Below are 14,612 nucleotides of genomic sequence, written 5' to 3' on the forward strand. Positions count from 1 at the left end.
CGCTTAGTCGTCGCCCTTGAGGAAGGTCAGCAGCCTCTGCAGATTCCCCTTGGTGATATCGCCACTCAATTTGCAGGTGTCATACTCCGGCGTCGCTGAGAGGATAAAGCGGCGATCCGCGCCAGCACCGTAGGCGTCATCGAAGGCCTGGGCCTGCCTTTCCAGTTTCTCAATCGCCTTGACGGCCTGCCCTTCGCCATTGACCGGCTGCAGGAAGGACGCCGACAGCGAACGCGGTTGCTGGTCGCCTTTCTCTGCCAGCAGGTAACCCGCATGGGCGCGGGAGCCGAAACTGTTCTGCTTGCCCTTGGGCGAGATCTTGACGGCGGATTCGACCAGCGCGGCGATGGCACGGTCAGCCAGTTCAGCGTTGCCCTGCAGGTTCTCGATCAGCAGATCTCGGTCGATGCAGATGTAGAGGTAGAAGAGCCCGGCGGCAAAGCCGGCCTCGCCGATATGTGCAGCTCCCCGATCCTCATCGCCGGTGTTAAGGTCATCGACGGCGGTAAAGTAGTCGTCCTCGACCTCGGCAGCGTGCACAGTGATAGCGTGGGCGACCTGACAGGCGGCTTCGACGTTGTAGCTGGGGGCGGCGGCAAGCATACGGCCGAACAGTGCCACATCGACGGCGGTGGGGCGCTGCGCGAGCAGTTTCTCGAGTTCCTCATCACTCGGTTCACGATTCTCAGCGCCCAGGGTATCGGCCAGTCCTTCCAGCGCTGCGATCTCTTCGGGGCCGACATGCACTAGCTGTTCGATCTCGTACTCGTGCTTTTCGCCCTTATCGACCTTTCGCAGTTTACCGAAGACACCGGCGATCTTCTCGGCACTGCTACCGGCTACTTTCTCGTCGGCGCCCGCGTCTTTCATGCGGTCATACACCTGCTTGCCCAGGCGCTTGGTGCGCGTGCCCTTGTACCCGTCGACCGCCGCTTCGAATAGCTCGGAGGTACGCCAATTTCGTTTCAGACTCTGCGAGGAGACGCGCAGCCGCCGGGCGCCGCCCATAAAGGCCGTCTTGGGTCGGCCCAGATCATCGCGGTTGAGATTGGAGGGTGGATAGGAAGTGAGCAGGTGAAGCTGGATGAAGTGGCTCATGATGGGTTCCCTGAATACGAAGAGTGATATGGATGTTGGAAAGTGGCTGTCATCGTTTAATTAGTCGCCCGCTGCCGACTTCAACGCTCGCGCCTTGAAGTAGGCATCGCTCATGACGAAGGCGAAGCGCTGGGTGGCCTCGGCGCGGTACTGGCCGCGCTGCTCGCGATGCCAGAGTGCTACCATATCGGCCAGACGGACAACGCTAACGCCGGCGTTATCAGCCAGTTTGAGCGCCCGGCGAAAGCGTCGAATCAGCTCGTCACCGCTGTGACAGTCGAGCAACTGCTGAAAACGTAAATCGCTCATGCGCGGGGTATCGCCGGTATTGGGTCGCTTCTCTCCCAAGCGTTTGCCAAGAGGAGCGTCGAACGTCTCGCCGCGCAACTCGCACGCGACAGCGGCGATGACCGCCCAGGTCTCGATGCGCTGATCGCGGGAAGTCCTGGGAGGTGCTTCCTGCCAGGCCTTTGATTCGAGCGCTTGCCAAAGATGGCGAAAGGCTTCGGTCAGCATGACCGACTCGATAGTGGCACAGCGGCGCAGTGTGGCGCGCACACCGCGGGGGTAGGGCCGTTGCTTCGAGTATCGCTTGAGTTCCTTGTCATCCATGACCAGCCGCCGCCACCACAGGCGCAGCTCATAGGCCTCTTGATGGGTGAGCGCATAGTGGTAGCCCTCTACCGTCTCGCCTTTTGTGGCCTCACCCTCTGCCCCTTGTGGCTGCGCTCGTTGTTCCACCTCACTCATGCTGCGCTCTCCTCATCACGTTGGGTCGTTGGGGATGACAGCTCAAAGCTGCCCACCTGGGCGAACGTCTGAACCGTTTTGCCGATCTTCTTGCCGCTGCCGTTCAAATAGGCCTGCAAGTAACGCCGGGCGCTGGTGATCCGCTCCAATTGCTGCATCTTCATGCCCTCCAACGGCCCGCTGATGGCCTGTGCATCGAACAGGGACAGCGCTTCATGCTTGAGAGCGAGGTACCACTGTCGGTGAATGCCGGGGGAGAGCGTCGGCGTTGCGGTTTCATCGCGCAGCGTCTCGCCCATCATGCGCAGCGCCTTGAAGAACGCCAACTGGGTGGCTTCGAAGAACTGGGCATCGACCTGACTCATATCACCCTTGGCATCTTCCGGGCGTTTGAACCAGGCACGCTTGAGCTGGTTGCGCAGGGTCCAGGTAAACTCCGAAGCCAGATCGACAAAACGTTTGACCCAGTCGCGTAGTATCTCCTGATGCGCTTCGGGCACCCCTACCAGCGGCATTTCCACGCTATACCAGCCGCGCGGCTTCATGTTGTCCATGTCATAGCCAAACACCCAGAGTCGGGCGCGCCGGAACAGCGCCTCGAACGTTTCACCGTCGTCACGTGCGGCTTGCACCATACGGTACTTGTGCAGGTGGTGAGTGACCACGCGGGCGGGCAGCGCTCCGCTGACGGCTTCATCTTCCAGCACCAGCCCTGGCCAGTGGCGGTAGCCCAGCCCGCCGGGTTGCCCCTTGCTGGAGAGCGGTAGTTCATCGAGCTTTTTGGGATTGAGACGGCGATAAGGTGTGAGCGGGTGCCGCCAGGGGCCGTCGTAGTTGGCACCCTGCTTCTTGGCACGCAGACGGCGCACCGGGTGCGACGTCTCCCGGCCGCAGAGATCGCAACACCCCGGCGTCTCGTCGAACAGCAGCCGGTAGCGCCGCGGCATCGACCAGAAGGCGTGTAGTGGGTGCACTTGTTCGGGCAACACCTCGGTGCCCTTCTTGTCGCTGATGCGGGTCTCGGTCATCCAGAAGAACAGCTTGCCATCATCTGCTTTGGGCGGACGCCACGTTTGCCCCGGCTGACCCACCGCGTCGGCGGGCATCACATTGGGCCAAAGACGATGCCATAGCGGCTTGGACTCGTCTTCCGGCAAGATCAGGGTGGTGAGCGGTCCGCCACCACGCAGCCCGACCCGAATGCCGGCCCCACCAGCGGGTGCGTTAATCTGCATGGTAAAAAGCGCCAGCGCCGCGCACTCGGGGCAAACGGTCTCTACCCGGCCGCGCTTGACGAAGAAATCGGTATTGTTCTTGATGCCGTTGGCACCGGGCGAGTCGATCAACAGGCCGGCGATCGGCGCCTCCTTCACGTCTTCCAGCGGGTCCAGGTCCTGCATGAAGCGTGGGCCATCGCCGTCGAGCACGAACGCCGCTGCAAAAGGCGCCAGCGCTTCATCGAGCGCCGCCACGCTGGGCGGTATCTGGTAGCGATCCAGCCAGGCGTCGGTATCCTCCGGCGTCATTGCTGTCTGCAACAGCGCAATCAGAAACTGCCAGGCTGCGCCCTGGAAATCAGCTCGGGGTAGTGCTAGATCGAGCACCTCGGGGTCGGCGAGGGCCGAAGGTGGGCGATATTCGATTCGGCCATCGCGATGTCGAAAGGGCAACCAGGGTTCTGTCAGTAGATTCATGGGCATCCCTCGAAAAAAATGGGCTGACTCATTTACAGAGCCAGCCCCATGCTTAGTTCAATTTATCCACCTCGTTGCTGTTTGTGGTAACCGGCGACCCGACAACGCGAAAGCTTTTGATGTCGATGACTCGGCCACTGCCGAAGTGCAGATAGAAACGAAAGAACATAATGCCTCCTTGGCATTGAATACAATTGGAGGCGACGACCGCTTGTGCGTTAACACCAAAAATATTAGCCTGTCGTTGCGAGCAACAAGCACAGTTCGGTGATTCGTCGCCGTTCTGTCCTCTTACATATAATAAGGTGCTAAGTGCCATCTATAGCAAGTCCAATTGCACTGCAAGAGACATAGACCCTTCTACACGGAGCTGGTATCATTGTCAAGCAAAGTGCTTTTCACTACGACAGTGGTGATGAACCTGTGCTTAGCGCCAGCTAGGCAAGGCCAAAAAGGCGTTCCCCACACGCGTGGGGATTTTTCGACGTTTCCCCACTCTTGGCCCTCATCGCGAGGGCGCTCCCCACACGCGTGGGGATTTTTCGCCTCGATGCTCAGCCACCGTGCCCTGCACGACGCGTTCCCCACACGCGGGGGGGTTTTCCTACTGGCCTACTCTCCTAAGCTCACGCCCCACTGCTCATCGTAACCACACTTGTTATCCTCTTCCGGCAGCCAGGGCTGGACAAAGCGCAGCCCACGGTGGCGCTGCTGCAGCGCTTCCCACTGCTCGGTATAGTGCCCCGGTAGCGCGGCGAGTTTCTTGACCTGGCTCTCCCTTAGGCGGCATCGGCTCAACCGATCGGCGTGCCGGTGGTCCTCTGCCCAGAGCACCAGCGTCTCGCCCTGACGCTTGAGTAGCGCCACTTCGAGGCTCCGCTCGTCGCTAAGCCGAGTCCCGAATTCGCGCTCCTCCTGCCAGGGGTCGAAGTCGGCATCAAGGCGGTAGCCCGCTTCAAGGTTCAAGGCATTGTGGGTGGCCAGCGAGACCGCCAGCCTGTCCATCCCCGTTCGCTCGAAGTGCGCCTGATCCAGCGCCTCGGGAATATCATCCACCGGGAAGGAGTAGACACTCTCGATCAGCGTCCGCGCTTCGCCGGGCATGGTAATGGCGCGCAGCTTGCGCAGCACACGCTGAGTCAGCCAGATCAGCGACGTATCCTTATATACCGCCTGGGTGCCGCGGTGCGCCTGGCTTAGCCAGTCCGCCCTGGGATGCGCGTCCCATTCGGGCGCGAGCACATGCAACACAGGATCAGCTCGCTCACCGCGCTGGTGGCGCTGCAGGCGCCCGGCGCGCTGAATAAGTAAATCGATGGGGGCAATGTCACTGACCATTCGGTCAGCATCGCAGTCGAGACTCTCTTGAAAAACCTGCGTCGTGACAAGCACTTGGCCGCGTCTTAACGGAGGCGTTGAGTCTTTGCCAAACCTGCGGATAACCTCCGCTTCAATTCGCTGGCGGTCCACCATCGCAAATCGGGCATGGAAGAGCAGGCAGCACTCGGGCTCAGGATGGCGCTCAAGTAGCTGTTGGAAAGCCCGGATGGCGTCGTCGACGGTATTGCGCACCCAGACGATGCATTCTCCCGCCTCCACCGCCGCCAGCACGCACTCGATGGTCTCTTCTTCTCTCTCCAGCCACTCGATGGCCACGCTACGCGTGACTTCCGAGCGGGCTGCGACGGGGATCTCCACGGGGGCACCCTCCCCGCAGTGGGTGAGCAGCGGATAGTCGGTTTTCTCGAGCGAGCTGGGCTCCGCGCCCAGTCCATGACGCCAGGCCGCTACCAGCGCCTCACGCATGGCGTGGGGCAGCGTCGCCGTTAGCAGGATAGCGCTACCGCCCTGGCGCGCATGGTGGGCCAGCAGTTGGTGCAGCAGGGTCTGCATGTAGTGATCGAAGGCGTGCACTTCGTCGATGATCAGCACCTTGCGCGCCAGCCCTAATAGGCGCAGCGACTGATGGCGAAACGGCAGCGCGCCCATCAGCGCCTGGTCGATGGTGCCCACGCCCACATCGGCCAATAGCGCCTTCTTGTTCGAGTCGGCCAGCCAGCGGTTGCACTGGGTCGAGGCGCTGGCGTCTTCCGCGCCGTAGTCGTCGTCTTCCGGCTGGACGATGGCGCGTTCGAACTCCTCGTTGAGTGCGCGAGCCCCGTGGGCAAGCACCAGAGAAGGCCGCGAAGCGCTGCTGTAAAAATGGTGGTGCAGGTCGCCCAGGCGGCTATACATGGCATTGGATGTCGCCATGGTGGGTAGCGCAAAGTAAAGCCCTTCGCCGTGCCCCGCGGCCAGCAGGCGCTGAGCCAGAATGCAGGCGGCTTCGGTCTTGCCCGCGCCGGTCACGTCTTCGAGGATGAACAGCTGCGGACCGCCCAAGGGGAGACTCTCTGCTTGCTGCTGAAGCGGGGTGGGCGTGGCGCCACCGTCGAACCATTGGGCAAGGCCCGCGTAGGGCATCGGCTCCGGCGGGCGGCCGAATCCGGTGGCCTCCAGCACCGCTTCGGCCTGCTTGAGCGCCCGTGGCCAGTATTTACCCAGTGGAATGGGCTTCTGGCAGTAGGGAAAATAGTCACGATGCGACCCCAACCAGTCGCTGAGGGTGGCCCAACCGGCAACCGTCCAACTCAGCGTCTTGAAGACCGCCTGCCAGTTTTTGTCGAGCAGTCTTTCGAGCGGCCAATGAGGTTTGATGAGCGCTGCCCAATCAGCGACAAAATCGCCCGCAGCGGTGACATCGTCGAGCTCACCATCGTCGATGTAGAACTGAGCGAGCGTGAGCTGGCCAGTAGATACGGGACGCCCATGATGGCCAAAGAACGGTGCCATCAGGTTATCCATGGGCTCCAGCAGTTTCGAGCTGCGTACACCCGCGTCCTCGGGCCAGCCAAGCCCCCCTTCCCTTCGCCATGTATTCCAACAGGCGTCCCAGAGCAGAACGCCCAGGCGGTCGTGGCGCTCGGTATATACATAGCGCGCCACCGAAGGAGCCAACGCCACACCCTCGGGTCTGGCAAGCCCCTGAAACGCACGCGAAAACTTACCAAGGTCATGCAACCCCAGCAGAAACACGAAGAAGCGGCGTAGCGCCTCGGGCGATATATCAAGCCGTGCCGCCAACAGCTGCGTCAGCGGACGCTCAGGAGCAAGCAAATACCAACCGACTGCCGCCACATCCAAGCTATGGTAGGGCAGTAGATGACACCGATCCCCTTCCTCAGTTGTTTTAGCCTTACCCCAGTACAGGTAGTAACTCATTGCTGACGCCCTGTCGTTATTTTTTGTTACGCACCATCTAAGCACTCTATCCTTTCAGTCACCACCACTGTCCAAGAAACCAGCATCTTTTTCAGGCCGGTATTGATAGAGGTCAAGGCTGAAAGAATCTATCGAGGAGTCAACATGTCAGATATTGCGCCACTGCCCTGGGACACGCTCGCCCGCTACCGGCTGATCGAGATTCTGGCGCTATGGGAAGGCCGGGTGGCCTCGTCCCAACTGGGAAGGGCTTTTGACATCGGACGCCAGCAGGCGCAGAAGGTCCTCAAGCAATATCGGGAACTTGCGCCGGGCAACCTGGTTTATGACGAATCGCGCAAGGGATTCATACCGGCCGATGACTTCTCTCCCTCTTTCTCTCGCGGCCGGGTTGAAGAGTATCTACATCTGCTGGGATCTGATCACCAACTGGATTGCCCCTTTGCGGGGCTAGGACTCGGCGCGGCGGATACCGATGCCGGCTTCATCGAGCAGGCCCAGGCCAACGACCTGCTGGTGAACGTCTATACCATCAATGGGGAAGACGACATGCAGATGCTACTCGACTGGGGGCGTGAATGTCCTCTTCAATGACTACCCCGGCCGCTGAGCGCGCCAGTGAAGTAAGCGATCGCTTACTTGCTGGCAATGCAGCACGCTGCCCGGGTGATCGAAGTGCCTGTACCGAGCAGCGCGTAGTTATAATGGTTTGTCCCATCTAACCGCTCATCCCCCATCTCTACCACTGATGCATATCAAACTTTGGCACTATGGATTCTAGTCATACCACCTCCGCCACTTCATCGAACGCGAAGCGTGGCCCCCTGGGGCGGGCTTTCTCGGGGTCGGCGACGCCGAGGTTAACGAGCAGGTCGGCGCGGTAGCGCCCATCGGGGAAGAATTCGGCATTGACGGCTGCGGCATCGAAGCCGCTCATGGGGCCGACATCCAGGCCAAGCATGCGTGCGGCCATGATCAAATAACCGGCCTGCAGCGCCGTGTTGCGTAACGCCGTGTCGTGAGCCTTGTCCGGGTGGCCGGCGAAGCTGTCGCGGGCATTGGCGGCGTGAGGGGCAAGCCGAGGCATGTGCTCGTAGAAGCGCGTATCAAAGGCGACGATCAGCGTGGCGGCCGCTTGCTGGCTCTTGTCGCGATTGCCCTCCGAAAGCGCGGGCTGCAGCCGCGCCTTGGCCTCGGGGCTGGTCACGAACACGAAACGCGCCGGCTGGCAGTTCATCGACGTGGGGCCCCACTTCGCTAGTTCGAGAAGCTCTCGCCAGGTCTCGGCCGCTACCGGTTCATCGAGAAAAGCGTTGGCGGTGCGGGCCGTGCGGAAAAGCGTCTCCAAGGTGCGGTCATCGAGCGGTGCGCGCATAGTAAGCCTCCTATCGAATAAGGCTTCAGCTTAGCACTCTTGATGTGAATCATGCCTTGCTAGGCACGTCGACATGCCGCCCTAGGCATTCAGCCACCAGGTGCCGGCATTGAGGTAGGTCGCGAAACAGGCCCACAGCAGATAGGGCACCAGCAGCCAGGCAGCGAATGGCGAGACCCGCGCGAAGCGCCGAAACGTGAGTACCAGCAGCCCCAGCAGCACGAGAAGATCGATCAGGCCCACCAGCATCCAGTGCAGGCCGAAGAAGAGAATCGACCACAGGCCATTGGCAACGAGCTGGGCAACGAATGGCCACAGGAAGTGCACTCGGCCACCCGGTGGCGCCAGGCAGGTGACTCGCCACGCCGCTACCGCCATCAGCAGGTACAGGGTCGTCCAGGCCACCGGGAACAGCCAGTTCGGCGGCGTGAGCGGGGGCTTTTCAAGCGCGGCGTACCAAGTCCCGGGCGGGGTGAGAATGCCACTCAGCGAGGTCAACGCCACCAGCAACAGCCAGCCGACAAGGATCATGAGCGACTGGCGGGGCGAAACCCTCAAGCTTCGTCCTCGTCGGTGTAGAAGTCGAGATCCTCGAGCTGGCCGATCACGGCGGTGGCGATATTGGCCAGGTGGGAGGCCACGCGCTTGTAGTGCCTGGCCAGCAGCGAATAGGCCACCGCTTCGTGAAACTCGATCTGGCTCTCGTCGCGCAGCAGCGACTCGACCAGCTGGTCGCCCTGGCGGCGTATCTCGCGGGCCTGGCTCAGCACCTGGCCGGCGCGGGCTTCGTCGGAGTCGCGGATCGCCTGGGCAAGCGAGCCGAACATGCCGCGCAGCCGCTCGGCCATTCCGTCCAGGGGGGCCTGGTACTTGGCGACATTGAAGCCTTCGGTGTAGAAGGCGCCCACCTCGAAGACGTTCTTGCAGTAGTCGCCGATGCGCTCGGCATCCTTGGCCACGCTCATCAGCGCCAGGCAGATGGCAACGTCATGTCCTGGGTTGATGGTCAGGTGGCGCATCACCTTGCGGCGAATCGAGCGCTCCAGCTCGTTGATCGCCCGGTCGCGTTCGTAGAGCGGCTGACGCACCTCCTCGGCCGGCACGGTGCTGTAGAGCACTTCGTTGGCGCGGCCGAACATCCAGGCGCCATGCTCCAGCATCTGGGTCAAGTCCTCGAACGCCTGGTCGATCGTGTTCTCGGAGGTCAGGGCGGTATAGAGCTCTCGAAACATGGGGAAACCTCCCGGTTGGCCGCGCTCAGCGCAGGCTGGTGAACAGTTCGGTGGCGGCGATGCCGAGCAGCGGTATCACCAGGAAGACGCCGATCAGGAAGGCGAAGGCGTAGCGAGTCTTCTTGGCGGCCAGCTTGCCGTACCAGGTGGCCACGCGCAGCGGAATGCGGCGCAATGGATACCAGATGAGGGTACCGACCACATTGAAGGTGACGTGGAACAGCGCCACCGTCAGGGCCGCGGCGATGGGATTGGCGGTGGCGGCCAGCACGCTGGTCACGGTGGTACCCAGATTGGCGCCCATCATGAAGGGCAGCACGCGGCGGATGCTCACCACCCCGGCACCGGCCAGCGGCACCATCAGGCTGCTGGTGATGGTGCTCGACTGCACCAGCACGGTCGACACCACGCCCACGCCATAGGCGCGCAGGTCAGTACGGAAGAAGTAGGTGCGAAACAGGCCGTCCATGTGGCGCAGCAGCGCCCCGCGCAGGTTCTGCACCATGAACACCAGCGCAATGAACATCAGCAGCAGACCCAATCCCGCCACGAACAGGCCCTGGGCGGCGGGCGAGGGCATCAGTGCGCCGCCCAACCAGTTCGAAGCATCGACCACCGGAGCAGTGATCAGCTTGATCGGGCTATTGGGCCTTGCCACCTCCTCAAGACCGATCATATCGGCAAGCCATGCCGCAAAGCGCGTGAAGATGCCGCGGCCAGCTTCATGAAACATGCCGCTGAGCCACTCGATGGGAAACACCACCGCGACGGTGAGGATATTGAAGAAGTCGTGCAGCAGCGCCGCGGTGAAGGAGCGCCGGAAGTTGCGCTTGATGCGCATATTGGCCAGGGCGACGATCACCCCGGTCACGGCGGTGCCGATGTTGGCTCCCATGATGGCGAACACCGCCGTGCCCAGCGTCATCTCGCCACTCGCCACCAAGGTCACGATCAACGCCGAGGTGAACGAAGAGCTCTGCACGATCATGGTGACCAGTACCCCGGCCAGCAGAGCGATGAAGGGGTTTTCGCCATAGGCGAACAAGTCGGCCAGGAAATCGCTGGCCTGCCCGAAGCCCCCCAGCCCGGCGCCGAGCACGTTCAGCGCGGCAAGAAACAGATAGAGACACAGCCCGGCATAGATACCGCGCAGCCAGGCCGGCACTTCTCGCCGTGGCTGGCGGGCCAAGGCCCGACTGTCGGTCGTTGAGGGTGTTGGTTCAGTTCTCGACATTAGAAACCTGCTAGGTGGCGGCGCGGTCATTGTGTCAATTGCGTGACGAATTCATGTCAGCCCGCGCACGGTAACGAGCCTTTGTGACATTTTGATGACAGCCGCACATTCACGAAACGTAGCCTTTAAGCCATCAGATTAGGTGGTGAAGGAAAAGGCGTCGAGTCCATCCCCTTGCCACTAATTCAGAAAAAGGCGTAAACCTCCCTACCGCTTCGCTAACGCTGCTATCTTGTAGGGCTTGCGTCCGCCCATCTCGGAGCCACTATGTCCGCCTCTCGCGCCCTCATGAATATCGCCATTGCCATACTGACACTTGTCTTATCCACAACCGCTTTTGCCGACCCGCGCCAGGAGTGGTATGGCTATGCGGATGCACTGGAGCGCGGCGAGCGCCAGGCCAACTACTGGCAAACGGGCTGGACGACGTTCTACGCCGGCAGCTTGGTGCTCAATGCCTACCAGTCCAGCGAGGCGAGCAGCAGCGACGACCGCTTCGATGCACGGGTAGGGGCAGTGAAGTCGGCACTGGCCTTGGGCGGTATGTTCTTCGATCGCCAGCCACATCCTCAGGCGCGACGCGAATTTCAGCAGCTCGATGGCGAGACTGACCTGGCCCATGCTCGCGCGCTGATCGAACAGACCGCGGCGATCGAGCGCGAGCGGCGTACCTGGCAGTCGCGCATGGGGTCGCTGCTGGTCAACACTGCCGGCGGCCTTGCCATCGCGTTGGGCGATGATCGGGCTGAAGATGGCGCGATCAGCTTCGCCACCGGCATGCTGATCGGCGAGCTGCAGATCTGGTCCCAACCCCGCCAGGCCACCACGGCGCTCAACCGTTTCCAGCCGGCCCGAGTCTCGATGGGCGACGTGCGCCTGGATCTCGAATACGCCTTCGTGGTGGCGCCCGACCAGCTGGGCATGCAGATCCGCTACTAACTTTTTACCGTCGCTTTTTCCCGCCTCCCTCTCTTTTTCCTGTCTCCCTCGGCCGCTATTATAGGCGGCCAGCTTTTTTCCACGCTCCGATGAGCTACCGCGTCACGCTGGCCCTTGGCATTATTGTTATGTTATAACCTTCGCTATTCGAGGATAATATCGTCATGGCGCATCGTCACCACCATCGGCCGGAAGGCCCCTGCCATTTTTCGTTGATGTCGCTGGCGGCCGGGCGTCGGCTGCTGCTGGCGCTCATACCGCTGGCTGGGCTGTGGCTGGCTGTCGCCTGGGCGGCGCGGTGGTGGGTCTGATGTCGCGGCTTCGCCTGCACGACCTGCAACTCGCCCAAGGTGGGCGCACGGTGCTCGAGCACGTCAGCGGCACCTTCCAGGATGGTGCCATCACCGCCCTGCTCGGTGCCAATGGGGCGGGCAAGAGTACCCTGATCCAGGCGATCATGGGCGAGCTCAAGCCCGTCGCCGGGCACGTGGAGTGCAGCGTGCCCAAAGAGCATCGCGCCTGGCTGCCGCAGCAGCTGGTGCTGGATCTCTCTTTCCCGATGAGCGTGGAGGAGCTGATCATGACCGGCACCTGGCCAAGCCACGGGGCGCTCAAGGGTTACTGCGGGCCTCACTATCGCCGCGCCCGGGAGGTGATGTCGCGGCTGGGTATCTCGCATCTGGCGCACCGTCCGCTGGGCGAACTCTCCGGAGGCCAGCGCCAGCGTGCCCTGCTCGGACGCACGCTGATGCAGGAAGCGGAGCTGCTGCTGCTCGACGAGCCGTTTGCCAACGTCGACATCGAAACCGTCGAGGTGATCGCCACCGTGCTGCGCGACATGGCTGCCCAGGGCGCCACCATCATCGTGGTACTACACGATCTCGAGCACCTGGCGCGTCTGGCCGATTGTGTGCTGGGCCTGGCCGGCGGTCATGCCCAGTGGAGCACCCCCGAAGCGATCATCCAGCATCACCATGGCGGCACCCAGCGCCACCATCACGCGCCGATCCTGCCCTTGAACCTGCAGCGCATCTCCTCATGATCGATCTTTTGACCAGCTGGTTCATCACCCCCTTCGACTACGGCTTCATGCGCCGCGCGGTGGTCGCCGGGCTCGCCCTTTCGCTTGCCGCCCCACCGCTCGGAGTGTTCTTGATGCTGCGCGGCATGAGCCTGATCGGCGATGCCATGGCCCACGCCATTCTTCCCGGCGTCGCGCTGGGCTTTTTGCTCGCTGGCTTCTCGCTGCCGGCAATGAGCCTGGGCGGCATCATCTCCGGGCTGGTGGTGGCGGGGCTCGCCGGCAGCGTGTCGCAGATGACCGGTCACCGCGAGGACTCGGCAATGGCCAGCTTCTTTCTCATCTCGCTCGCCGCCGGCGTGATGCTGGTATCGCTTGGTGGCAGCAGCGTCGACCTGACCCATGTGCTGTTCGGTTCGATCCTGGCGGTCAACAGCACCGCATTGATCCTGATCGCCGCGATCAGCTCGACCATCGTGCTGGCGCTGGCGCTGATGTTCCGCGTCCTGGTGGTGGAGTGTCTCGACCCGCTGTTCCTGCGCGGCCAGGGCATGCGCAGCGGCCTGGTGCACGGCCTGTTCCTGGGGCTGGTGGTGCTCAACCTGACTGCCGGCTTCCAGACCCTGGGCACCTTGATGGCGGTGGGCCTGATGATGCTGCCAGCCACTACCGCGCGCTTCTGGAGCAAGCGTTTGGAGGGGCTGATGGTGATCGCCATCGGCTGGGCGATGCTCGCCAGCACCGGGGGGCTGTTGCTCTCCTACCACCTGTCGCTGCCCTCGGGGCCAAGCATCATCATGCTGGCCGGTATCGGCTACATCTTCTCGGCGCTATTCGGCCGTCACCACAGCCTGACGGCCAAGCTGCGCCGTCGTGCCACGCCACTCGACGCCAGTGAGCCCGGCTGACTCACCATTGCTACCAGGAGGTTTTCATGTCCAAACCGATCACACTAGGCCTGATGCTCGGCACTGCCGGCCTCTTTGCCCTGTCGCCCCTCCACGCCGATGAGCGTATCGAGGTCATCGCCAGCTTCAGCATTCTGGCCGACATGACCGCCAATGTTGGCGGCGAGCATGTCAACGTCACCGCCCTGGTCGGCCCGGACAGCGATGCCCACGTCTTCTCGCCCAGCCCCACCCAGGCCCGCGCCATCGCTGAGGCCGATCTCGTCGTCTTCAACGGCCTGCAGTTCGAGGGCTGGATGGAGCGGTTGATCGAATCGAGCGACTACGCCGGCCCCCTGGTCATCGCCAGCGAAGGGACCGACAGACTCGCCTATCACGGCCATGATCACGAGCACGCTCATGGCCACGAGGCGCACGAGCACGACCAGGATCATGGCGACGAGCATGACGATCACGACCATGGCGAGTTTGACCCCCACGCCTGGCAAGACATGGCGATGGCCCAGGTCTATGTACTGAATATCCGCGACGGCCTGATCGAGGCGGACCCGGACAACGCAGATGCCTACCGTGACAACGCCGACCGCTACATCAACGAGATCGAGAATACCGAAGCGCAGATCCGCGAGTTGCTCACCCAGATTCCCCCGGCGAGTACGGTGATCACCGGTCACGACTCCTTCGGCTACTTCTCCAACGCCTACGCCATCCGCTTTCTCTCGCCGGTGGGTCTGACCACCGAGGCCGAGCCCAGCGCCGCCAACATGGCGCACCTGATCGACGTGGTACGCGAGCAGAACGTCGGCGCGCTGTTCCACGAGAACATGACCAGCCCCGCGATCATCAACCAACTGGCCGAGGAGACCGGTCTGGAGATCGCCGGCACCCTCTATGCCGACGCCTTGGCGGCGCAGGGCGAGGCCAGCACCTATCTGGGCATGATGCATCACAATGCCGAGGTGCTGCATGCCGCTCTGGCCGACCCCGGCCATCTGCATGATAACGACCATGAGCACGAGCATGACGATCATGGCCACAGCCACTGACCGGCCTGACGTACGCCAAAACGCCACCTTCGGGTGGCGTTTTTTATTGGAAAT

At 62.3% G+C, this 14,612-nt stretch carries 14 protein-coding genes; 6 read left to right on the top strand and 8 right to left on the bottom strand.

Translation table 11 applies throughout. From position 1 onward, the window contains the following. Nucleotides 1–3: 3 nt before the first annotated feature. The 4 genes from cas7e to cas3 all read right to left on the bottom strand — a co-directional run bounded on the left by cas7e (nucleotide 4) and on the right by cas3 (nucleotide 6,803). Nucleotides 4–1,098, bottom strand: coding sequence for a type I-E CRISPR-associated protein Cas7/Cse4/CasC (gene cas7e, locus HJD22_RS16445; protein ID WP_208653622.1), 1,095 nt, complete (start codon nucleotides 1,096–1,098; stop codon nucleotides 4–6). A 60-nt stretch (nucleotides 1,099–1,158) separates the two neighbouring features. Beyond that, nucleotides 1,159–1,848 carry a type I-E CRISPR-associated protein Cse2/CasB gene (gene casB / locus HJD22_RS16450; RefSeq protein WP_208653621.1) on the bottom strand — a complete coding sequence of 230 codons (690 nt, stop codon included), beginning with the start codon at nucleotides 1,846–1,848 and terminating at the stop codon, nucleotides 1,159–1,161. Beyond that, complete coding sequence (gene casA, locus HJD22_RS16455; protein ID WP_208653620.1) at nucleotides 1,845–3,542, bottom strand: type I-E CRISPR-associated protein Cse1/CasA; 1,698 nt, start codon at nucleotides 3,540–3,542, stop codon at nucleotides 1,845–1,847. The genes casB and casA overlap by 4 nt, the downstream gene beginning before the upstream one ends. Nucleotides 3,543–4,154: 612 nt before the next feature. Further along, nucleotides 4,155–6,803, bottom strand: coding sequence for a CRISPR-associated helicase Cas3' (gene cas3, locus HJD22_RS16460; protein WP_208653619.1), 2,649 nt, complete (start codon nucleotides 6,801–6,803; stop codon nucleotides 4,155–4,157). Between the two features lie 144 nt (nucleotides 6,804–6,947). Between cas3 and HJD22_RS16465 the strand changes: the two genes are divergently transcribed. Next, nucleotides 6,948–7,397 carry a hypothetical protein gene (locus HJD22_RS16465; protein ID WP_208653618.1) on the top strand — a complete coding sequence of 150 codons (450 nt, stop codon included), beginning with the start codon at nucleotides 6,948–6,950 and terminating at the stop codon, nucleotides 7,395–7,397. A 187-nt stretch (nucleotides 7,398–7,584) separates the two neighbouring features. Here HJD22_RS16465 and HJD22_RS16470 read toward each other — a convergent pair whose 3' ends face one another. The 4 genes from HJD22_RS16470 to HJD22_RS16485 form a co-directional block, all read right to left on the bottom strand. Further along, nucleotides 7,585–8,178, bottom strand: coding sequence for a malonic semialdehyde reductase (locus HJD22_RS16470; RefSeq protein ID WP_208653617.1), 594 nt, complete (start codon nucleotides 8,176–8,178; stop codon nucleotides 7,585–7,587). Nucleotides 8,179–8,259: 81 nt separating this feature from the next. Beyond that, nucleotides 8,260–8,736, bottom strand: a complete 477-nt coding sequence (locus HJD22_RS16475; protein ID WP_248730297.1) for a TspO/MBR family protein — start codon at nucleotides 8,734–8,736, stop codon at nucleotides 8,260–8,262. Next, nucleotides 8,733–9,410 carry a PhoU domain-containing protein gene (locus HJD22_RS16480; RefSeq protein WP_208653616.1) on the bottom strand — a complete coding sequence of 226 codons (678 nt, stop codon included), beginning with the start codon at nucleotides 9,408–9,410 and terminating at the stop codon, nucleotides 8,733–8,735. The genes HJD22_RS16475 and HJD22_RS16480 overlap by 4 nt, the downstream gene beginning before the upstream one ends. 25 nt (nucleotides 9,411–9,435) lie before the next feature. Beyond that, a complete protein-coding gene (locus tag HJD22_RS16485) occupies nucleotides 9,436–10,644 on the bottom strand; it encodes a Na/Pi symporter (RefSeq protein WP_208653615.1) in 1,209 nt (402 codons plus the stop codon). Nucleotides 10,645–10,911: 267 nt separating this feature from the next. On the opposite strand from HJD22_RS16485, the gene HJD22_RS16490 reads away from it, so the two are divergent. The 5 genes from HJD22_RS16490 (at nucleotide 10,912) to HJD22_RS16510 (ending at nucleotide 14,558) form a co-directional block, all read left to right on the top strand. Beyond that, nucleotides 10,912–11,583: a hypothetical protein gene (locus tag HJD22_RS16490; protein ID WP_248730298.1), complete on the top strand. Its 672-nt coding sequence runs from the start codon at nucleotides 10,912–10,914 to the stop codon at nucleotides 11,581–11,583. A gap of 164 nt (nucleotides 11,584–11,747) precedes the next feature. Then, nucleotides 11,748–11,894 (top strand): hypothetical protein, encoded by a 147-nt coding sequence (locus HJD22_RS16495; RefSeq protein WP_208653614.1) that lies wholly within the window; start codon nucleotides 11,748–11,750, stop codon nucleotides 11,892–11,894. Further along, complete coding sequence (locus tag HJD22_RS16500) at nucleotides 11,894–12,625, top strand: metal ABC transporter ATP-binding protein (RefSeq protein WP_208653613.1); 732 nt, start codon at nucleotides 11,894–11,896, stop codon at nucleotides 12,623–12,625. Before HJD22_RS16495 ends, HJD22_RS16500 begins: the two co-directional genes overlap by 1 nt. Next, a complete protein-coding gene (locus HJD22_RS16505; protein WP_208653612.1) occupies nucleotides 12,622–13,512 on the top strand; it encodes a metal ABC transporter permease in 891 nt (296 codons plus the stop codon). Before HJD22_RS16500 ends, HJD22_RS16505 begins: the two co-directional genes overlap by 4 nt. Before the next feature lie 26 nt (nucleotides 13,513–13,538). Further along, entirely contained in the window at nucleotides 13,539–14,558 is a 1,020-nt protein-coding gene (locus HJD22_RS16510) for a metal ABC transporter solute-binding protein, Zn/Mn family (RefSeq protein WP_208653611.1), read from the top strand. The last annotated feature ends 54 nt before the right edge of the window (nucleotides 14,559–14,612 follow it).

Source organism: Halomonas sp. TA22 (assembly GCF_013009075.1).
GTDB lineage: Bacteria > Pseudomonadota > Gammaproteobacteria > Pseudomonadales > Halomonadaceae > TA22.